Raw genomic sequence first — 19,200 nt, 5'->3', positions numbered from 1 at the left:
CATCAGCCGTGCGCCTCGCCAAAAAACATTTCATAAGCAAGGGTGGTCTGAATCCGTGATTCCTCTTCTGTAAGTTCACGAATGAGCTGAAGCTCGACCTCGGTAACCTCCTGGCCCTGGAAATTAATTTCCGCAATGCAGCCGGTAATTTTGACAATGGCCGCGGCCCGGTTATCCGGCGTGTAGGCAATGACTTTTTGGCCCGTCGGGAAAACCCGAAGGCCAGACTTCGTCATTTTACAGCGTCCGTATTCCAGCAGTTCATAAAACTCTTGTTCATTCTTGAATTTACATACAGAATTAAATTCGGTTTGGAAACCCATTCGCCACTTCCTTTCTCTTGAAAAGCCGGTGTGCGCTTATTGTACGCCGTTCTCGAACTCCAGATTCTGACGAGCCTCAAACCGTTCAATAGCGAGCCCCAGCAGACGGTCCAGCAGCGCAGCATACGAAACGCCGGTTTCCCGCCAGAGCAGCGGATACATGCTGAAAGGTGTAAAACCCGGCATCGTATTGACTTCATTAATAAGGATAACCCCGTTATCTCTGCGGACAAAGAAATCCGCCCGGCACAGACCACTTCCTTCAATCGACTTAAACGCTTTGATTCCAAGCTCACGCACCCGCTCGGCAAGCTCCGTATCCAGTTCGGCCGGAATAATCATCTGCGATTTGCCGTCCAGATATTTAGCGGTGTAATCGTAATATTCGCTGCTAGAGACAATTTCGCCCGGTACAGATGCCAGCGGCTCTTCATTGCCCAGGATGCCTACTTCAATTTCCCGCGCGTCCACGAATTCTTCCACAATTACCTTAAGATCATAACGGAAAGCATACTGAATCGCCTGAATCAGCTCTTCACGGTTGGACGCTTTGGAAATACCTACGCTTGAACCCAGGTTGGCCGGTTTCACGAAGCATGGATAACCCAGCTCATCTTCTACTGCCTGCAGATGTTCATGGCTGTTACGCTCCCAGGAAGACGATGTAAAGTAGCAATATTTGCACTGATCAAGTCCGGCGTCGGCAAACAATTTCTTCATGACGACTTTATCCATACCGGCCGCTGAAGCCAGCACTCCCGCACCTACATAAGGAAGGTTCGCCATTTCGAACAACCCCTGGATCGTTCCGTCTTCTCCGTTTGTCCCGTGCAGCAGCGGGAAGACTACATCCAATCCTTTGCCGCTTCCGGATAGTCCGCTAAACAGCAGCTGTACGGCTGCCGAGGTATCCCCGGCTCCATGCTCCAGCTTCAGCTTGTCAAGGGAGGCAAGCGGAGCCGACAGGCGTCCGCCTACTCTCCATTCACCCTTTTTCGTAATAAAAAAAGGAATGATCTCATATTTGTTGTAATCAAATGCGCCCATGACAGCGAAAGCCGTTTGCAGCGATACTTCGTGTTCTCCGGATTTGCCGCCGTACACCAGGCCGACGGTCATTTTGTCCTGTCCCATGATTTACCTCTCTTCATCTATTGTCAGTCTCTTGTGTAAGTTAGAACCGGTCTGCAATGTGAAAGAAACGATATTTCGTCTTCTCCGTCCAGGCATACGAATCCTTGTAATCCCAATATCTGTGCCGGCTGCTTACCGTATGCGCGTTAACGAGCGGCATGCCCCCGGCGTCAAAGGCGGTTACAATCGTGCTGTGCTGGTAAGCCCCGTCGCCGTCCCAGTCGTAAATAATCACGTCTCCGAGCTCCAGCTGCTCCGGGCGGTCTACAGGTTCGGCGCGCAGTGCGGAGCGGCTTGTGCTCAAATAACGCTCCAAGCTGCCCGCGACTGCCCAACTGTAGCTCCAGGATTCCTGCGAGCCCACATATCCTTTGTACCACCAGCCCGATTCTCTTTTCCCAGTATAGTTTATTGGCGCTCCCCCTGCAAAGAGACATTGCGAAATGTAGTTGGTGCAGTCCACCTCGAAACCGGCGAATTCCGGATTGAAGCCGTCCCACCAATCATCCGCATATTTTACCGCATCTTCCCTGCGGTAAATCGGCCCTTTCGGCACGCCGCCCGTTCCAAGCACATCCCTGTTCAGATAAGGGCCGCGTTTCTCCATTTTTCCGGAAGGATCACCGGGCAGCCCGCTGCCTGGAAAAGCTCCCGCCAATACCGGACTGCGCTCCGGCACCTTCTGCGTCACCGTTTCGACCACCCAATCTGCCCCGCTCCGGACCAGAATCAGCCGCTGCTCATCAAGGCGTTCCTCCCGGTGTTTAACCCCGGCTTTGTTGTAATAAATTTTGCGGTGCAGCTGCAGATCCACCTCCACTTCATCCGCCGTTTCCACCGGTTCGCTGACCAGCTTCGCTTTCGTTTCGCTTCTGAGCGGGGAAGCCTCCCGTTCTTCATACCATCTGGCCATCCGGGCTTTACGTTCGCCCCGGCGCATCAAATAATCCAGATCGGTAATAACCGTCGGGCCGCCCCGCGGCCGATAATCCACTTCGTCCTGATTTTGCTGCAAAATATAGGTAGACAGCACATTCTTCCATTCTTCCGCCATCTTTATTCCCCTCCCGCTCTCTTGCATCAATAACTTGCACCATTTCAATAGATATGCAGGAAAAATAGGCAATATGAGCGGCAAAAAGTCCTTTACGAGCCTGTGCCCAGGCAGTATACTTAAATTAGAATTATTTTTGAAATGTCGTTTCACAGAATGAAACTCAGGAGGAAAGCATATGCCATTGAACGATCAGTTCTCCGCCCTCCGCCAGCTGGAAGTTGGGGGCAAAACCTACCGTTACTATGATTTGAAATCCTTGGAGGCGCAAGGTTTAGGCAGCGTTTCCAAACTCCCTTTTTCCATTAAAGTGCTGCTTGAAGCAGCTATCCGTCAATTCGACGGACGTGCCATTACCGATGAACACGTGAAGCAAATCGCCAGCTGGGCGGAAGGCCGCGATGATAACAAAGAGATTCCGTTTATTCCAGCTCGTATCGTCCTGCAGGACTTTACCGGCGTACCTGTTGTCGTGGATCTTGCGGCAATGCGGGATACGGTTAAGAAAGCCGGAGGAGATCCGAAGCAGATCAATCCGCTCGTTCCCGTCGATCTCGTTATCGACCACTCCGTTATGGTAGACGCTTTCGGCACACCGGAAGCGCTCGAATACAACATGAATGTTGAATTTGAACGGAACGAAGAACGTTACCGCTTCCTGCGCTGGGCGCAAACGGCGTTTAATAACTTCCGCGCCGTTCCTCCAGCTACGGGCATCGTGCACCAGGTCAACCTGGAATACCTGGCTTCCGTTGCAGCCACCAAAACGATCGACGGCGAAACCGTTGTATTCCCGGACTCCCTGGTCGGAACGGACTCCCATACGACCATGATCAACGGTCTTGGTGTTGTCGGCTGGGGCGTTGGCGGTATCGAAGCCGAAGCCGGCATGCTTGGTCAGCCGCTTTATTTCGTAACACCTGAAGTCATCGGCTTTAAATTAACCGGCAGTCTTGCTGAAGGTGCAACGGCAACCGACCTTGCGCTGACTGTAACGCAAATGCTGCGTAAGAAAGGCGTCGTCGGCAAATTCGTAGAATTCTACGGACCAGGCCTTGCCAACATCAGTCTGGCTGACCGGGCAACAGTTGCCAACATGGCACCGGAATATGGCGCTACAGTCGGCTTCTTCCCGGTTGACGGCGAAACGCTGAATTACCTTCGCAGCACTGGACGCACCGATGAGCAGGTTGCGCTTGTCGAAGCTTATTACAAAGCACAAGGCATGTTCCGCACCAGCGAAACCGCAGATCCTGAGTTTACTGATCTGATCGAACTCGATCTGGCTTCGGTAGTGCCAAGCTTGGCCGGCCCAAAACGTCCACAGGACCGGATCGAGCTGACTGAAATGAAGAAGAATTTTAACGATATTATCCGTACTCCGGTTGACAAAGGCGGCTATGGCCTGAGCGACGAGAAGATCGTCGAGAAGGTTCAGGTCAAACATCCGGACGGACGTGAAAGCCTGCTAGGCACCGGCGCCGTTGTCATCGCGGCGATCACCAGTTGTACGAACACCTCCAACCCGAGCGTTATGCTGGGCGCAGGTCTGCTTGCGAAGAAAGCCGTAGAACGCGGCTTAACCAAACCGGCTTATGTCAAAAGCAGCTTGACGCCTGGTTCCCTCGTCGTAACGCAGTATCTGGAGAAAGCCGGGCTGATCGGCCCGCTGGAGCAGCTTGGCTTCCACGTAGCGGGTTATGGCTGCGCAACTTGTATCGGCAACTCCGGCCCGCTGCCTGACGAAGTCAGCGCCGCTATCGCCGACAACGATCTGACTGTAGCTGCCGTTCTGTCCGGTAACCGGAACTTTGAAGGCCGCGTGCACGCTCAGGTGAAAGCCAACTATCTGGCGTCCCCTCCATTGGTTGTTGCTTATGCGCTGGCCGGAACCGTCAACATCGATCTGCAGACGGAACCGCTTGGTTATGACCAGGCCGGCGAACCAGTTTATCTGAAAGACATCTGGCCTTCTTCGCAGGAAATCAAAGAAGCGATCGGCCTGTCCGTCAGCCCGGAAATGTTCCGCAGCAAATACGAGAATGTATTTACGCAGAACGAACGCTGGAATTCCATTCCTGTTCCGGAAGGCGAACTGTACGAATGGGATGAGAAGTCCACTTATATCGCTAATCCGCCGTTCTTTGACCATATCGCGGACGGACTGAAGGATATCGGAGAAATCCGCAAAGCCCGCGTGCTGGCTCTGCTCGGCGATTCCGTAACAACGGATCATATCTCTCCAGCAGGCAACATCTCGCCGTCCAGCCCGGCCGGCACTTATCTGAACGACCATGGTGTTGCCCGCAAGGATTTCAACTCCTACGGCTCCCGCCGCGGTAATCATGAAGTGATGATGCGCGGTACGTTCGCCAACATCCGGATCCGCAACCAGGTGGCTCCAGGTACTGAAGGCGGCGTAACGAAGTATCTGCCGACGGACGAAGTGATGTCCATTTATGATGCGTCCATGAAGTATCAAAACGAAGGCGACAATCTGGTGGTTATCGCCGGCAAGGAATACGGCACAGGCAGCTCCCGTGACTGGGCAGCAAAAGGTACTTACCTGCTGGGCGTTAAAGCTGTCATCGCTGAAAGCTTTGAACGGATTCACCGCAGCAACCTGGTCGGTATGGGCGTTCTTCCGCTTCAGTTCCAGGAAGGAAACAGCTGGAAGAGCCTCGGCATTGACGGAACCGAATCGTTTGATATTCTCGGTCTGAGCAATGACGTGAAACCAGGTCAAGTCCTGACTGTCGTTGCAACCCGCACCGACGGTACCCAGTTCGAGTTCCCGGTTACCGCTCGTCTGGACAGCATGGTGGATGTGGATTATTACCACAACGGCGGCATCCTGCAAACGGTGCTGCGCCAAATGATTCAAGTAGGCGTTTAATCATCGTTAATCAACAAGGCCTTCGGCCGTTTGGGATGTTTCCCTGCGGCGGAAGGCCTTGTTTTGTTTAACCCCGCATAATTCACTGGGTTCTCTTTTTTCTTATCTTTTTCTTAGCGTGCCTTATCCTCAAATTGATAACTCCCCCCCTTTACTCCCTTTGTTTTAACTGTTATATTTGTAGTATAACAGTTAAAACAAAAAGGACGGTGATTCCCGCCATGATCATTCAGCTCGACATGCAGTCTGATGTCCCCATTTATACACAGCTCATGAACCAAATTATCGAAGGTATTGCAGGCGGCAGGCTGAAGCCCGGCGAGGCCCTTCCTTCCGTGCGCCATCTCGCGTCGGATATTGGGGTCAATCTGCACACCGTCAATAAAGCCTACACCCTGCTCAAGCAGGAGGGGTATATCCAGATCCACCGGCAAAAAGGCGTTGTCGTTCAACCGGACGGTCTGCCGGGCTTAACGCCTGAATTTATGACCAAACAGCAGGAGCAGCTGCGGCCGATTATCGCCGAGTCTATTCTGCGGGGGATGAATCTGGACGATCTGCTCCACCAGGCCCGGCAGCTGTATGAACAAATTTCATCTGCCCCACCAGGAAAGGAGCCTACGCCATGAACACCATTAACGTCGCTTTGTTCTGCCTGATCTTCATCCCGATCTCCCTGCTCCAGATCGCGCTTCCTTATTTAACCCGGAGGACGATCAGCTTCGGCATTACCATCAGCGAGGAGGTATGGAACAGTACGCCTGTCGCGGACATGCGTAAACGTTATGCTCTGCTGAGTACGGCATTTTGCCTGATTTTAGGTATCGCCTTCGGGGTTGCTGCCATTCAGATGAACGGGAACACATTAGGAATCGCCATTGCGGGTTTTGCAATCGTCCTACTGATCGGCACTTTTGCGCTGCATCTGTATTTTTACGGCAAAATGAAAGCTTTAAAGGCCTCACTGCCCGCAGCCCCCGCACCGGGTAAAACAGCGCTGTCTCTGGACACCTCTTTCCGCAAGCAGCGGCTGGTCATGTCCGGCAAATGGTACCTGATCCACCTGGCGGTCATTATCGCATGCGCGGTGTTCGCTCTCGCTCAATACGACCGGATACCGGAGCAAATCCCGATGCATTATGACCTAAACGGTAACGTGGATCGCATGGAAGACAAATCCATCCGCCTCCTGCTGCTGCCCAACCTGCTTCAGCTCTTTATGACCGGCCTGCTTCTGTTCATTAACTTTATTATTTACAAATCCAAGCAGCAGCTGAACCCGGCCGATCCGCAGGAATCGTCCCGGACGAACGCAGCCTTCCGCCGCCGCTGGTCTGTCTTTAATTTTGCAATGAGCCTCCTGCTGGTGATGCTGTTCTTCTTCATGCAGCTGACGATGATCTACTCCATTGACCCGAAATGGATCTTCCCCGTCGCCCTTGCCGTCCCTATCCTGATCATAGCCGGCTCGATCTGGCTGTCCTTCTCCACCGGACAAAGCGGAACCCGGCTCGCCCGGAAATCCGGAGCTGGGGGCAACCCTACAGCGGTTCCCGTCGACGACGACCGGCATTGGAAGCTTGGAGGCAGCACATATTACAACCCGAATGACCCTTCCCTGTTTATCGAAAAAAGAGTCGGCATCGGCTGGACCGTCAACTTCGCGCGGCCGCTGGCCTGGGTGTTTGTGCTTGCCCCGTTCGTCATCATTGCCCTGCTGCTTGTTTTTACTTCCTAGTGAGCGCTGAAATTCTCTAAATCCTTATCCGTGAATTGGAGGAATCTTGTCATGATGAATGAGTTGTTATCGAAAAAAGCATCCGCTGCCGCCCTAGCTTTAGGTCTTATCCTGCCTGCCGCAGGATTGACCGAGGCGCAGGCAGCCGAAGCCGGTCAGAACACCCCCGCTTCCGAGAGCACCTATCCTAAACCCGAATTGAAGCCGGTACGGGATATTGCGGGATCCCTCAGCATTCAAGTTGACTGGAATCCCGCGAACAAAAGTGTAACCTTAACCCTTGGCGGCCAAAGCCTGGTGCTGTTCCCCGCATCGGGTGAAGCTAGCTTCAACGGGAAGCAGATCACCTACAGCCAGTCAGGTCCTGCCGGATTCCGAAATGGCCAAACGAGGGTGTCCGAAAGCTGGGTGCGTGATATATTTGGATTAAAAGGAAACATGGGGACAGGAAATGCAGCAGGTTCTGCAGACGGAACGGAGGCTTCTTCAGCAACGAAAGCTGCGGACCAGTTTATGCACCTGCTCTCCGCAGGCTCGGGTCAAGAGGCTTATCAGCTCGCCAGTCCGGCTCTGCAGCAAGCCGTATCCCCCGAACAGTTCCAGTCCTTATGGAGCAATTATGAGCAGATATACGGCAAAGCTGGTGCCGTCATGCTTAAATCGCAGACGGCAAATGCCGTGCATCAAAACGTGGTTTACAGGGTTCAGGCGGCCGTGGCACCTTTTACCGTGACCATCCGGCTGAACCCTGCAGGTCAAGTGGACGATCTGTATCTGGCGACCGAAACGCCGGATACCTATCAGAAGGCGCCATATGACGACGCCGCCAGCTATACGGAGCAAGAGGTGACGATCGGCAGCGGAGAATATGCCCTCCCCGGCGTCCTGACTCTGCCGACTGGCAGCAGCAGCGAAGGCCCCTATCCGGCAGTCGTGCTCGTGCACGGCTCGGGACCACAGGATCTCGATTCCAGTGCTTATGGAGCCAAACCCTTCCGTGATCTGGCTGTGGGGCTTGCAGCCCAAGGCATCGCCACACTCAGATATGACAAGGTTACGTATGAGCATACTTTCAAGGTTGCCGCTAAACCGAACTTCACCTTAAAAGACGAGTCCGTGGACGATGCCCTCAAAGCCGTGCAGCTGCTTGCCTCTGTACCGGAGATCGACAGCAGCCGGATTTATGTGGCCGGACACAGCCAGGGCGGCTTCGCCATGCCGCTGATCAAAGCAGCCGATTCTGGCAGCCATCAGATTGCGGGGACCATTCTGCTCTCCGCGCCAAGCTCCAGCTTTATCGATGTGGCCGTTCTCCAGCAGGAGGAGCTGAAGCAACGTATCGAGTCGCTGGGCCTGGATACTGCCCCTTACGAACAGCAGGCAGCCGTCTGGAAACAAATCGCCGGTCTTGTGAACGACCCGCAATATTCCGTCGATCACCTGCCGGAAAGCTTCCCCATTCCTCCGGCTTACTGGTGGTATGAGCAAAGGGATTATGTACCGACCGAGTTAGCCAAAGAGCAGACCGGGCCGATGCTCATTCTGCAGGGCGAGAACGACTGGCAGGTGCCAATGAGCGAGTTCAAAGGCTGGCAGACCGCCCTTGCCGATCATCGGGACGTCGTATTTAAATCTTATCCAAAGGTTAATCATCTGCTGGCCGAAACCAATACCCTCTCGACAGGTGATGAATATATGCTCCCTTCCCACGTATCCGAGGCCATCCTTCAGGACATCGCTAATTGGATTAAAGAAGCTAAGCCTGATGGGCAATAAACCCATATCTAAATAAAAGCACAAAGACGGCACGGTCCAATCGACCTGATGCCGTCTTTGCGCTTTTGTCGTTTAAGGCAGCATGTACCCCATCTCCCGTGCAGCTTCTGCCAATACCGGACCAAGCTCCTCCAAATTGTCCCGGTTCAGCCTGCTGACCGGACCCGAAACAGAAAGGGCTGCGGCCAGCTGACCGGAACGCCCGAAGATCGGCGCAGCGACCGCGGAAGCCCCCGGCTCCCTTTCTTCATAGCTGGTAGCATATCCCTGCTTCCGGATCTGCTCCAGCTGGGCACGGTACTGGTCCCGATCCACGGACACCGGCCAATCCGGACTGCTTAACAGAGCATCAATAAAAGCATCTTCTTCAAAAGCTACAAGCACCTTGCTGGACGCCCCGACATAAAGCGGCAGCCTTGCGCCCACCGGAGCCACGCGCCGAATCGCCTGATTGCTTTGTACGGCCTGAATCCGCAAACGGTCGCTGCCATCCCGCAAATATAAGCTGACGGTCTCACCAAGCGTGTCTCTCAGCTTCTCCATACCCGGGAGCAGCAGTACAGCAGGATCGTCATTATGGGTCAAATGGGCCGACAGTTCCCAAATCTTCATACCCAGCCGGTATTTCTCCGTCGCCTTGTCACGGATCACAAACCCCCGTTCTTCGAGGGTAGTCAGCAGACGATGCACCGTACTTTTATGCAGGGAAATCGCTGCAGCAATTTCAGTCAGCCCCATCTCGTCCGATTGGGTAAAACACATTAATATATCAAGCGCCCGTTCAACAGCGCGCACCGTTAGTTTCCGGTCTTCCATCTTCCAACACCTCTTCGTTTCACACTATGAAACATGGTTACATAAATTATAAACGCTGCCGGCAAATCCGTCTATAACTCATATATCCTGGCAAATGCCGGTTTGGCATTGACTTTAAGACGCCCCACGCTTACGATTACTAATATTAAAAAGCATAAAGCGCTTTTATTCGACAAATTCCGCTTCGACGGTACGCCTATATATCTATACATCTATGCACCTGAACACCTGCATCACAAGGAGGGACTCCATGAACAAAACTGCAGACCGAAGAGATTCCACCCGCCGCGGGCCGGAGATCGATTCTCGTCCCGGTACGGAAATGGGCCCCTGGATTCCAGCCAAATTCATAAAACTTAAACATGTCCTGATCGCTTTGGGATTGTCCATACTCTTTTTCTTTATCTTCTGCTTTATCGTCCTGCACGGATTTATTGCCTGGGTGCTGTCCAATCCGACGGTTGCGCCGCTGTATTCCAATCCGAAGCTGGCCAAAAGCATGGCCTACGAAGACGTAGACTTTCAGGCGCTCGACAACAGCCGTACGATACACGGATGGTACATTCCAGCTGCCGGCTCCAACAAAACGATTGTATTCAGCCACGGGTATGGCGCCAACCGTGAGGAATCCTGGATTCCGATGTACGATCTGGCCCACTTTGCTCACCAGCTTAACTTCAATGTGCTGATGTTTGATTACGGTTTTGCCGCGCAGAACAGCAAGGAAGTGGCTACAGGAGGCAAGAAAGAAGCGCAGCAGCTGCTTGGCGCCATTCAGTACGTGAAGCAGAAAGGCGCTAAAGAAATCATTGTCTGGGGATTTTCGATGGGAGCAGGTACGGCTCTCCAGGCCGGGCTCCAAACGCATGACGTGAACGCCATGATTCTGGACAGCACATTCCTGCTTGAACCGGATACGCTGTATCACAATCTGAAGCAGCACCTGCCGCTGCCGGAGCATCCTTCACTGGAAATTTTGGAGATGCTGCTCCCGGTTCTGAACGGCACAAGCCTGAGGCAAATTCCTTACCCAGAAGTGAAGAAAGAGGATTATCCTTTCCCGATCTACTTCATTCACGGTACTGAGGATGAGAAAGCCCCTTATCCCATTGCGGAAAAGCTTGCCGCCAACCAAACCAACCCGATTTCCGGCGTCTGGATTGTGCAGGGGGCGCACCATGAGCTGATCTTCCGCGAGCATTCCCGGGAATATTTGCGCCGGGTGTCCACCTTCCTGGGGCAGGTAAACGCCTCACTTGATCAACCCGCTAACAATTAACCTTTAAAAAGGCATGGGTCAACCCCTTCTTCGCATAATTCTGGAATAAGAATATATGCCGGAAGGGGTTTTTATATCCATGTTATTCGTTTATGGCCCTTATCTGCCGATCCGTGTGCTGGAGGAGATCCGGTTCTGGAAGCAGCAGGAGAAAGAGCATGTTGATGTTATAAAAGCGATCGTCCCGTCTCTGGAGCCCGTCTATGTCAAGCTGCTGGACGACTGGGCCAAGGTGTTCGGTGACACGGAATCCGCCGCTGATTCGCTCCTGCAGTACGCGCTGTCCGCTCCCCAGAAGAGTCAGCCTAACGAGGAGCTGGTCAAGCAGACGGAACGCCTGCTCGCCGCAGCTTTCCGCCAGTCTCAGGAATGGATTCGTCAGCTGGATGCGATTCTGGAGCAATCCCAGGCGGTACAGAGCGTGCCGCTGGCCAAAGTGGTTCTGCTGCATATCATCCGGGAATCCGAGTATTTCCTGGCCGTTCTGGAGACGCTCAACCAGCCGGGGTTGATCTCCCAGGCGGCCTCCCAGGTTCCACCTGCCTCGGACCCTTACCATCTGCAGCCTAACCCAAGAAATGAGTTCTACTCGCGCAAGCTGGATCAGCAGCTCACACGCGAGGCTCAAGAGCAGGCATCGGCAGAAGCAGCCTTGTCCCCAGGTCAACGCGTTAAGGACGGCGCCGTGCCGATTGGCGGTCACCGGCTTCCGCCGCTGCCTTATCCGTATAACGCGCTTGAGCCTCATATCGATGAGGCAACAGTTCGCATTCATCATGACAAACACCATTTAACTTATGTAGAAGATCTGAATAAAGCTGAGAAAAAGCTGCAGGAAGCCCGCGCAACCGGCAACTTCGATCTCGTCAAACATTGGGAGCGCGAGCTGGCCTTTAACGGGGCCGGGCATTATCTGCATACCATCTACTGGGATACGATGAATCCGAAGGGCGGAGGAAGACCAAGCGGAGCGCTGGCCGAGCAGATCAACCGCGACTTCGGCAGCTTTGAAGCCTTCCACGCGCAGTTCTCCAAAGCCGCGGAGAAGGTTGAGGGCGGCGGCTGGGCGATTCTGGTCTGGAGCCCTCGCGCCCGCCGGCTGGAAATTCTGCAGGCCGAGAAACACCAGAACCTGTCCCAGTGGGATGTTGTTCCGCTGCTGCCGATCGACGTATGGGAGCATTCCTACTATCTCAAGCATCAAAACAAACGCGCCGATTACATCAAGGACTGGTGGAACGTCGTTTATTGGCCTGCGGTGCTTGAACGCTTCAAGCACGCCCGCCAGCTTCAGTGGCAGCCTTTTTAAGGGAGTCGTCCAGATCTGCCATTTTGGCGTAACGACAAACCGACAAACCGGCGGAAACAGGCGGCTTACGTTTGAAAAGCCCGGAAACGGATTTAAGCCCATGCTCTCTGGGAACAGAGGTCATGGGCTTTCTGATTTCTGGGGCTGTGCTCTTGCCAGCCTTGATCAGCCGTCGTACCGGCTGCGCATGGTGGCTTTTAGCTGCTCCAGCGTATCGGCCGGCACCTCGAAGCCGGCCGGTACGCCGGTGCCGACAGCCGCCGATCCTGCAGCGGCTTCCGACGCTGACGCCGCTGGCGCCACTGATGCCGCCGATGCTGCTGATGCCGCTGATGCAGCAGCATCGGCGGCATCAACCGCGCCGAACTCCCGCAGCGCCGTTTGCTTCAGCGAAGCGATAAACGCTTCGGCGGAAGGCACGCCGGCCAATTCCTGCAGGCTGGCCATTGTGCCGCCTGTCACTACCGGGAAGCCTTCCTGCCGGCCGGCGGAGGCTTCTTCATAGAAATGGCGGACAAACCCCGCCATTTCATCCCCGTTGCCGCTTACGATCACGAAAGCGGTCAGGATGTACGCCTTCAGCTGCCGGCGCTGGGCGATCCCGCAAAACTTCCGGCCGCCGATGCTGATGTCGTAGTCGCCGGGACAGAAGGCGCCGGCGATCTCGCCGGCGACCGCGTCCCCCGACCACGGCTGCACGGCGCCGCTGATAAACCCGGCCATCCGGGCAAAATCACGGTGAATGTTCAGTTCTCCCGGCTGATGCGGGAGAATCAGCGACACATTCACCACCCCCGGATGCAGCACTACGGCTGCGCCGCCGGACGGTCTGACACAGACCGACCAGCCTTCGCTCCGCAGCCGCTCCATCGCTGCCGGTGCCCCCGGCAGCCGGCGGTCCCGCAGGCCCAGCACCATCGCCTGCGGGTGACGCCAGATGTGCAGCAGAGGCGGTGAGCCTTCGCCAACTTTTTTACAATAATATTCCTCCCGCGCAAACGGATCCAGAATATCCTCACCTGCCTGAAGCGGGGCTTCCACAATCGTCAGAGCCTGCTTGGCGAACTTTTCGCCCGAAGTGCCGGAAGAATTGCCGCCGCCGGTCAATTCCATTTTGCTCACTCTCCTTCTCTCCTTTGCTCTCACTCTGCTTCTCTCCGTTACTCTCGATCTCCACACAAAAAGGCCCTGCCTGATTAGGCAAGACCTTCTTGATCCGCTTCGTAACGGATTAGCCCTTGATCAGGGACAAAAACTCCGAACGGGATGCGGAATCCGTGCGGAAAGTACCGCGCACCGCGGAGGTAACCGTTTTGCTGCCCGGCTTCTTGACGCCCCGGGAACACATGCACAAATGTTCACCTTCGACGACAACCATAACGCCTTGAGGCTTCAGCACCTCATCCATCAGGTCGGCAATCTGCGAAGTAATACGCTCTTGAACCTGCAGACGGCGCGTAACCGCTTCAACCAGGCGAGCCAGCTTGCTGAGTCCGGCGATACGGCCGCTCGGGATGTATCCGATATGCACTTTTCCGAAGAAAGGCGCCATGTGGTGCTCGCATTGGCTGTAATATACGATGTCTTTGACAATAACGAGTTCTTCGTGGTTCTCCTCGAACGTAACACCTAGTACATCGCGGGGATCCACCTCGTATCCTGCAAAAATCTCTTCATACATCCGGGTTACACGAGCCGGGGTATCCAGAAGGCCCTCGCGCTCCACATCTTCGCCTACCAGTTTCAGAATTTCGCGGATATGATGCTCGATCTGCTCCCGATTCTTCCCGACTTGTGTATTCAAATAGTCTTTAACGCCTGCCATCGTTCTTGCCCCCTTATGCCCAGCTTTCCAGTTAACAGCCGAGCTTGTCTATTTATCTTTTCTTCCGGCCTGCTCCAGGCTTCGGCATAGGCTGGTTCTTCATCATTTGCTGTGCGCGCTGCATCTGCTTGCCGTTCAAATTGTAGCCCATTTGCTTGGCCATCTGCTGCAGCATTTGCGGATCACTTTGCATCTTCGTCAATTGTCTACGCAGGTAAAATACGCCAATGGCGAATCCGCCGACAAGGCCGACAATCAGTGTAATAATCGGAATAATATAATCCCACATTGGTTAAGCCACCCCTGTAATATCAATTCTTAATTGTGCTGAGCACTAGATTTTATAATAGCATTCTTTGTCCGGCAGTAGCAAATGCAATTTACGACAGAACCGCTTCAATAAATACCGTCGTTTCGCTGGACAGATCTACTTCCTTGATCTCCAAATCTTCGTCGGTTTTGCGCACGATACGGATGACGGGACGGCCTGGCAGACCGCGGTGCTGCCTGACGACGACACCTGTCTCTTTCGTGGATAGCCGAACCGAAGTACCGTTGGGATAAATCGATACGATCCGCATAAACTCCACCAGAATATCCCGGTCCAGCTCCCGCTCGGAAGCGGCCATGAGCTGTTCGCAGGCCTCGTGTGGAAGCATTGGCGGGATGCCCGTTAGCGGATTCCCGCTGATCCGGTTATCGTAGGTATTGGCTACCGCGACGATTTTGGCATACTGGTGAATAGCATCCCCGGTTATGCCACGGGGCTCGCCGCTTCCGTTCAGCTGTTCATGATGCTGCAGGGCAATGTGGGCCACAAGCAGGCTCCATTCCCTCTTCTGTCGGAGCATCTCATAACCCCGCCAGGTATGATGCTCCTTCCCTTTTTCCAAAGGCACTCTGGACTCCGGCACCGCCTTGCCTATATCGTGCAGCAGGGCACCGATGGCCAGTTCCTTTAACTGGGACGGATTCAGCTTCATATTGATGCCAATCATGGAGGAAATCAGGCAGACGTTAAGCGCATGAATGTACTCCGCGTTGTCCGCAGTGCGGATTTCAGCGAGATGCAGCGCAACATCCTTATTTTCCAGAACGCTGTTCAGCAGCATATCCACGTTTGTAGCAATCGACGCTGTGTTAAAATCCTTGCCGGATTTCAAAGATTGAGAGAGCTCATACATCTCCCTGAAAATAGCCTGCTTAAGCTTGGGGCTGACCACTTCCTCTTCAAGCTCCACATCCTCAAACAGCTGATCCTCGATATATAACACGGTCACGCCAATCCGTTTCAATGTGCTGATCATGTAGACCGTAAGCTGCATCCCGGCAGATAGCAGCACTGTTCCGTTGGCGGTATAAACCGTTTTGCCCAAAATTTGGCCTGGCTCTATATCTTCGATCGTGACGTACTTCATGCCTTGTTCCTCTGCCGCTCCAAAGCGAGCAGGCTTTCCTTGATCTCAAGCCCCCCGGCATATCCGGTCATGGCCCCTTTAGCACCAATAACGCGGTGGCAGGGCACGACAACAGGCAGCGGGTTCCGATTGTTGGCTCCACCCACGGCGCGAACCGCCTTAGGTTGTCCGATTTGCTCGGCAATTTCCTTGTAAGAGGCCGTCTGCCCGTACGGAACAGCCAGCAGCGCTTGCCATACTTTCAGTTGAAACGGCGTTCCCCTCATATCGAGCTTCAGAGCAAAGTCTGTCCGTTCCCCGGAAAAATAACCCTTCAGCTGCTCTACAGTCTCCTGAAGCTCATCGAAAGAGCGAACCAGCTTTGCTTCCGGGTGCTGTTTCGATGCCCATTTCAGCGTCATCTCCAGGGTAGCCTCAACTTCGCCAAACTCGATCAGACATAAGCCTTTCGAGCTTTTGACCAAAGTTAAAGGGCCGATGGGTGAGGACATTTCCTCGTAAAAAAACACTTCATCCAAGACCCCCTCATCGCTCGGTTGACCTTGTGTTTGATCCTGGGTTTGATTTTGCGTTGGATCTTGCGGTTGTCCTTGCGTTTGATCTTGCAGTTGTCCTTGCGTTTGCATCTGCGCTTCTTTTATATAGGTTAAAACCATTTCATCCCGTTCGCTTTCCAGCGCCTCATTGATTGCTTGAATGGCTTCTTCTCCTCCAATCCGGCTGATCGCCCATGCTGCCGTTCCCCGCAGCTCCGGTCTCGGATCACGAAGCAGCACTTCTATTAATTTCGGCAGGGAAGCGCGGTCTTTGAAGTTGCCGAGCGCAATTACCGCATTTCGCTGGATCGGTTTCTTGCCTCGCCAAGCAGCGGCGCTTGATCCAAACCGCTCTTTGAAGTCCCGGTTGCTGATATCCAGCAGCGGCAGCAGAAGCGGTTTGGCAATTTCGGGATCCGGCTGAAGCTCAGGCCGGTGATCCCAATGTTTTCCCCGGTTCTTCGGGCAGACCATCTGGCACGTATCGCAGCCGTACAAGCGATTGCCGATCTTGCGCATAAATTCATCACTGAGGAACCCTTTGGTCTGGGTCAGGAAAGAAACGCAGCGCTGAGCGTTAAGCATCCCGTCGCCAAGCAGCGCGCCTGTTGGACAGGCGTCCAGACATTTGGTGCACTCCCCGCAGTCCTCCAGTAAAGGAGGATCAGGCTCAAAGGGCAGATTCGTAATCATCTCGCCCAGATAAATCCAGGAGCCCCAGGTCGGGGAGATGATGAGGCCGTTTTTCCCGCTAAAACCAATTCCGGCCCGCTGGGCGACCGCCCTGTCATTCAGCACACCCGTATCGACCATGCTTTCGATCCGAACATCCGGAACGCGTTCTCTAATAAAATCAGCCAGCTTATCCATCGCTTCACGCAGCACCGTGTGGTAATCTCTGCCCCATGCCGATCTGGCCAAAATGCCCCTCGTTTTGCCGGGCTCGGATTTCGGCGGATTGATCATTTTGGATGGGTAAGCCACTGCAATTGCTATAATAGACTCGGCTTCAGCCATAGTCAGCTTGGGATCTATCCGCTTATCGATGTCTTTCTCCTCAAATCCGGACTCGTATCCTTTCTCGCGAATCTCCTCCAGAATCGGCTTCAAAGACAAAAACGGATCGGCCGTCGTAAATCCGATCCCGTCAATCCCCAGCTCAAAGGCTGCCGATTTGATCTCCTCTTTCAGCCATCCCCAGTCCGCAGAATCGCTTTTCTTATTCAATTGAATTTGGGGATTTTGCCGGTTCAAAGCAATCACCTCTTGATTTGTTCATAAAGTCCATAATAATAGAAAAGCATATCTCCACACCGATTGCAACGGATGGAAGATATGCTATAACGGAAGAAAAAACAGGTTAAGTTCTATAGCTTTATGCTTCTGTATCTAAGACAAAGAATGTACGGCGGCAATGCTCAGCTTCTGAAAAGCTTCAAGCATACGGCCCGCATAGCCCATCGCTTCATACAGCGGCATGGCAGCTTTGTTATGCTCGTCACCGGCAACCACAATGTTATTTACGTTGCGCTGCTGGAAACGCTGCTCCATGGCTTGTACAAGCGCTTTGCCGACACCGCGGCGGCGATGCTCAGGATGAACGGCAACCCGGTAAATACAGCCCAGGTTCTGATCAATCGTGCCGATCAAGACACCGATAATCCCAGCTTCCTCTTCCATAACCATTATCAGTTCGGAATCAAAAGAAAGCTGTCTTGCAAAAGCTCGTCTGGTATCTTCGTAACACTCTTCAGACAACGACACCTGCAAAAGTTCTGTTACATGAGTAGCATCACTCAATTGAAAGGAACGAACCCGCATGCTTGTAATCTCCCTCTTCTTCTGCATGATGATAGACTTATGTAAAAATACAGGACGGGTTTTACATAAATCAATGTCCGGAAATCCTGACAAAAACCGATAAATATCGGTTTCACTAGTAATTAAACCACAATTATCTCGCGATTACACGCATTTTCTTCTGAAAGCGCTTTATATTAAACGCTTACATTTTGTGTGATAATTAACCTTGTGTTAAATAGGGAAACTATAGAAAATTAATATTTTTACATTCTATTAATTTGCAGATGACGAACCCCTGAATTAGCCCCGTTTTTAATAGCCGCTTGTATATGGAGGTTTCGTTTAACAGCTCCCTTCTCTTATGCGGCCGACTCTCCCTATCCCGTAAATTTCCACTTCATTTTTTGGCTCCTACATTTAATTTTTTCTCATTATTTTGGAAGAATTATGGTAAATACGTCTTACTGCTGTTTGGAAATTGCCATATTCGGGTAATATAATGAAGGCCTTTTCCCTATTCTAAGGGGTTTGGCCATACAATCTAATTCAATGCCCGGGAGGTATTCGAAATGGCTCATGAATTACCGGCTCTGCCGTATCCTGCAAACGCACTGGAACCTCATATCGATGAGCAAACCATGAACATTCACCACGACCGCCATCACAATACGTACGTAACCAACTTGAACAACGCGCTGGAAAGCGCTCCGGATTTGCAAAACAAAAGTGTTGAGGATCTGATCTCTAACCTTGGCGCAGTTCCCGAAAATATCCGCACAGCTGTCCGTAACAACGGCGGCGGTCATGCCAACCACAGCTTGTTCTGGGAGGTAATCGGTCCAAACGGAGGAGGCGCACCTTCCGGTGAGGTTGCTTCAGCCATCGACAGCGATTTGGGCGGCTTCGATAAATTCAAGGAAGAATTCACTAAAGCAGCAACCACCCGTTTCGGCAGCGGCTGGGCTTGGCTCGTAGTCGGTAAAGACGGCAAACTGGCCGTAACCAGCACACCCAACCAGGATAATCCGCTGATGGAAGGCCTGACACCGATCCTTGGTCTCGACGTTTGGGAGCACGCTTATTATTTGAAATATCAAAATAAACGTCCAGATTATATCGCCGCGTTCTGGAATGTGATTAACTGGGACGAAGTCAACAAACGTTATCTGGCAGCACGTTAAGATTGGCAAGCAGCATGGCAGCTGATGCAGCCATACTGCTTACGAATAAACGGCTAACCCCTCAGCTGGGAATTTCGGCTATGCCTTCAGAAGAAACAGCCCTCATTCCTGA

The 19,200-nt window shown here is 53.1% G+C and carries 17 protein-coding genes; 7 read left to right on the top strand and 10 right to left on the bottom strand.

Features of this window, described 5'->3' with window-relative positions; all coding sequences use genetic code 11:
- Positions 1-2: 2 nt before the first annotated feature.
- Genes CBE73_RS17185 through CBE73_RS17175 form a run of 3 tightly spaced genes read right to left on the bottom strand, consistent with a single transcriptional unit; the run spans position 3 to position 2,511 of the window.
- The gene (locus CBE73_RS17185; RefSeq protein ID WP_094095269.1) at positions 3-323 is read right to left on the bottom strand and encodes a hypothetical protein; all 321 of its coding nucleotides are present in this window, start codon (positions 321-323) and stop codon (positions 3-5) included.
- Between the two features lie 36 nt (positions 324-359).
- Entirely contained in the window at positions 360-1,457 is a 1,098-nt protein-coding gene (locus CBE73_RS17180) for a D-alanine--D-alanine ligase (RefSeq protein ID WP_094095268.1), read from the bottom strand.
- A gap of 40 nt (positions 1,458-1,497) precedes the next feature.
- The gene (locus CBE73_RS17175) at positions 1,498-2,511 is read right to left on the bottom strand and encodes an amidase domain-containing protein (RefSeq protein ID WP_094095267.1); all 1,014 of its coding nucleotides are present in this window, start codon (positions 2,509-2,511) and stop codon (positions 1,498-1,500) included.
- Positions 2,512-2,689: 178 nt separating this feature from the next.
- Here CBE73_RS17175 and acnA point away from each other — a divergent pair, with 178 nt between their 5' ends.
- The 4 genes from acnA to CBE73_RS17155 all read left to right on the top strand — a co-directional run bounded on the left by acnA (position 2,690) and on the right by CBE73_RS17155 (position 8,921).
- Complete coding sequence (gene acnA, locus CBE73_RS17170) at positions 2,690-5,407, top strand: aconitate hydratase AcnA (protein ID WP_094095266.1); 2,718 nt, start codon at positions 2,690-2,692, stop codon at positions 5,405-5,407.
- Positions 5,408-5,628: 221 nt separating this feature from the next.
- Positions 5,629-6,036, top strand: coding sequence for a GntR family transcriptional regulator (locus CBE73_RS17165; protein ID WP_094095265.1), 408 nt, complete (start codon positions 5,629-5,631; stop codon positions 6,034-6,036).
- On the top strand, positions 6,033-7,145 hold the full coding sequence (locus CBE73_RS17160) for a DUF1648 domain-containing protein (RefSeq protein ID WP_094095264.1): 1,113 nt from the start codon (positions 6,033-6,035) through the stop codon (positions 7,143-7,145). The genes CBE73_RS17165 and CBE73_RS17160 overlap by 4 nt, the downstream gene beginning before the upstream one ends.
- 51 nt (positions 7,146-7,196) lie before the next feature.
- Positions 7,197-8,921, top strand: a complete 1,725-nt coding sequence (locus CBE73_RS17155) for an alpha/beta fold hydrolase (protein ID WP_094095263.1) — start codon at positions 7,197-7,199, stop codon at positions 8,919-8,921.
- 72 nt (positions 8,922-8,993) lie between these two features.
- Here CBE73_RS17155 and CBE73_RS17150 read toward each other — a convergent pair whose 3' ends face one another.
- A complete protein-coding gene (locus CBE73_RS17150; RefSeq protein ID WP_094095262.1) occupies positions 8,994-9,737 on the bottom strand; it encodes an IclR family transcriptional regulator in 744 nt (247 codons plus the stop codon).
- A gap of 322 nt (positions 9,738-10,059) precedes the next feature.
- Between CBE73_RS17150 and CBE73_RS17145 the strand changes: the two genes are divergently transcribed.
- Positions 10,060-11,016: an alpha/beta hydrolase gene (locus tag CBE73_RS17145; RefSeq protein WP_229752850.1), complete on the top strand. Its 957-nt coding sequence runs from the start codon at positions 10,060-10,062 to the stop codon at positions 11,014-11,016.
- 79 nt (positions 11,017-11,095) lie between these two features.
- Positions 11,096-12,325 (top strand): Fe-Mn family superoxide dismutase, encoded by a 1,230-nt coding sequence (locus CBE73_RS17140; protein WP_094096380.1) that lies wholly within the window; start codon positions 11,096-11,098, stop codon positions 12,323-12,325.
- Positions 12,326-12,490: 165 nt separating this feature from the next.
- On the opposite strand, the gene CBE73_RS17135 is transcribed toward CBE73_RS17140, so the two are convergent.
- The 6 genes from CBE73_RS17135 to CBE73_RS17110 all read right to left on the bottom strand — a co-directional run bounded on the left by CBE73_RS17135 (position 12,491) and on the right by CBE73_RS17110 (position 17,925).
- Entirely contained in the window at positions 12,491-13,438 is a 948-nt protein-coding gene (locus CBE73_RS17135; protein WP_094095260.1) for a lipoate--protein ligase family protein, read from the bottom strand.
- A 118-nt stretch (positions 13,439-13,556) separates the two neighbouring features.
- The gene (gene folE, locus CBE73_RS17130; protein WP_068700044.1) at positions 13,557-14,150 is read right to left on the bottom strand and encodes a GTP cyclohydrolase I FolE; all 594 of its coding nucleotides are present in this window, start codon (positions 14,148-14,150) and stop codon (positions 13,557-13,559) included.
- A 52-nt stretch (positions 14,151-14,202) separates the two neighbouring features.
- Positions 14,203-14,439, bottom strand: a complete 237-nt coding sequence (locus tag CBE73_RS17125; protein WP_068700042.1) for a YneF family protein — start codon at positions 14,437-14,439, stop codon at positions 14,203-14,205.
- A gap of 91 nt (positions 14,440-14,530) precedes the next feature.
- A complete protein-coding gene (locus CBE73_RS17120; RefSeq protein ID WP_094095259.1) occupies positions 14,531-15,568 on the bottom strand; it encodes an HD-GYP domain-containing protein in 1,038 nt (345 codons plus the stop codon).
- Positions 15,565-17,331 carry a tRNA epoxyqueuosine(34) reductase QueG gene (gene queG, locus CBE73_RS17115; protein ID WP_244905501.1) on the bottom strand — a complete coding sequence of 589 codons (1,767 nt, stop codon included), beginning with the start codon at positions 17,329-17,331 and terminating at the stop codon, positions 15,565-15,567. Before queG ends, CBE73_RS17120 begins: the two co-directional genes overlap by 4 nt.
- Positions 17,332-17,493: 162 nt before the next feature.
- Positions 17,494-17,925, bottom strand: a complete 432-nt coding sequence (locus CBE73_RS17110; RefSeq protein WP_094095258.1) for a GNAT family N-acetyltransferase — start codon at positions 17,923-17,925, stop codon at positions 17,494-17,496.
- 551 nt (positions 17,926-18,476) lie between these two features.
- Here CBE73_RS17110 and CBE73_RS17105 point away from each other — a divergent pair.
- Complete coding sequence (locus tag CBE73_RS17105) at positions 18,477-19,088, top strand: superoxide dismutase (protein WP_094095257.1); 612 nt, start codon at positions 18,477-18,479, stop codon at positions 19,086-19,088.
- Positions 19,089-19,200: the final 112 nt, after the last annotated feature.

It is taken from the genome of Paenibacillus physcomitrellae (genome assembly GCF_002240225.1).
In the GTDB taxonomy this organism is placed as follows: Bacteria; Bacillota; Bacilli; order Paenibacillales; family Paenibacillaceae; genus Fontibacillus; species Fontibacillus physcomitrellae.
This window is presented reverse-complemented; position numbering and strand designations above follow the sequence as displayed.

What these genes read in the sequence shown, in the direction of transcription:
- CBE73_RS17150 (WP_094095262.1), bottom strand. Translation starts at nt 9,737, where the DNA reads ATGGAAGACCGGAAACTAACGGTGCGCGCTGTTGAACGGGCGCTTGAT.
- CBE73_RS17120 (WP_094095259.1), bottom strand. Translation starts at nt 15,568, where the DNA reads ATGAAGTACGTCACGATCGAAGATATAGAGCCAGGCCAAATTTTGGGC.
- folE (WP_068700044.1), bottom strand. Translation starts at nt 14,150, where the DNA reads ATGGCAGGCGTTAAAGACTATTTGAATACACAAGTCGGGAAGAATCGG.
- CBE73_RS17110 (WP_094095258.1), bottom strand. Translation starts at nt 17,925, where the DNA reads ATGCGGGTTCGTTCCTTTCAATTGAGTGATGCTACTCATGTAACAGAA.
- CBE73_RS17155 (WP_094095263.1), top strand. Translation starts at nt 7,197, where the DNA reads ATGATGAATGAGTTGTTATCGAAAAAAGCATCCGCTGCCGCCCTAGCT.
- CBE73_RS17175 (WP_094095267.1), bottom strand. Translation starts at nt 2,511, where the DNA reads ATGGCGGAAGAATGGAAGAATGTGCTGTCTACCTATATTTTGCAGCAA.
- CBE73_RS17180 (WP_094095268.1), bottom strand. Translation starts at nt 1,457, where the DNA reads ATGGGACAGGACAAAATGACCGTCGGCCTGGTGTACGGCGGCAAATCC.
- acnA (WP_094095266.1), top strand. Translation starts at nt 2,690, where the DNA reads ATGCCATTGAACGATCAGTTCTCCGCCCTCCGCCAGCTGGAAGTTGGG.
- CBE73_RS17140 (WP_094096380.1), top strand. Translation starts at nt 11,096, where the DNA reads ATGTTATTCGTTTATGGCCCTTATCTGCCGATCCGTGTGCTGGAGGAG.
- CBE73_RS17185 (WP_094095269.1), bottom strand. Translation starts at nt 323, where the DNA reads ATGGGTTTCCAAACCGAATTTAATTCTGTATGTAAATTCAAGAATGAA.
- CBE73_RS17160 (WP_094095264.1), top strand. Translation starts at nt 6,033, where the DNA reads ATGAACACCATTAACGTCGCTTTGTTCTGCCTGATCTTCATCCCGATC.
- CBE73_RS17145 (WP_229752850.1), top strand. Translation starts at nt 10,060, where the DNA reads ATGGGCCCCTGGATTCCAGCCAAATTCATAAAACTTAAACATGTCCTG.
- CBE73_RS17105 (WP_094095257.1), top strand. Translation starts at nt 18,477, where the DNA reads ATGGCTCATGAATTACCGGCTCTGCCGTATCCTGCAAACGCACTGGAA.
- CBE73_RS17125 (WP_068700042.1), bottom strand. Translation starts at nt 14,439, where the DNA reads ATGTGGGATTATATTATTCCGATTATTACACTGATTGTCGGCCTTGTC.
- CBE73_RS17165 (WP_094095265.1), top strand. Translation starts at nt 5,629, where the DNA reads ATGATCATTCAGCTCGACATGCAGTCTGATGTCCCCATTTATACACAG.
- CBE73_RS17135 (WP_094095260.1), bottom strand. Translation starts at nt 13,438, where the DNA reads ATGGAATTGACCGGCGGCGGCAATTCTTCCGGCACTTCGGGCGAAAAG.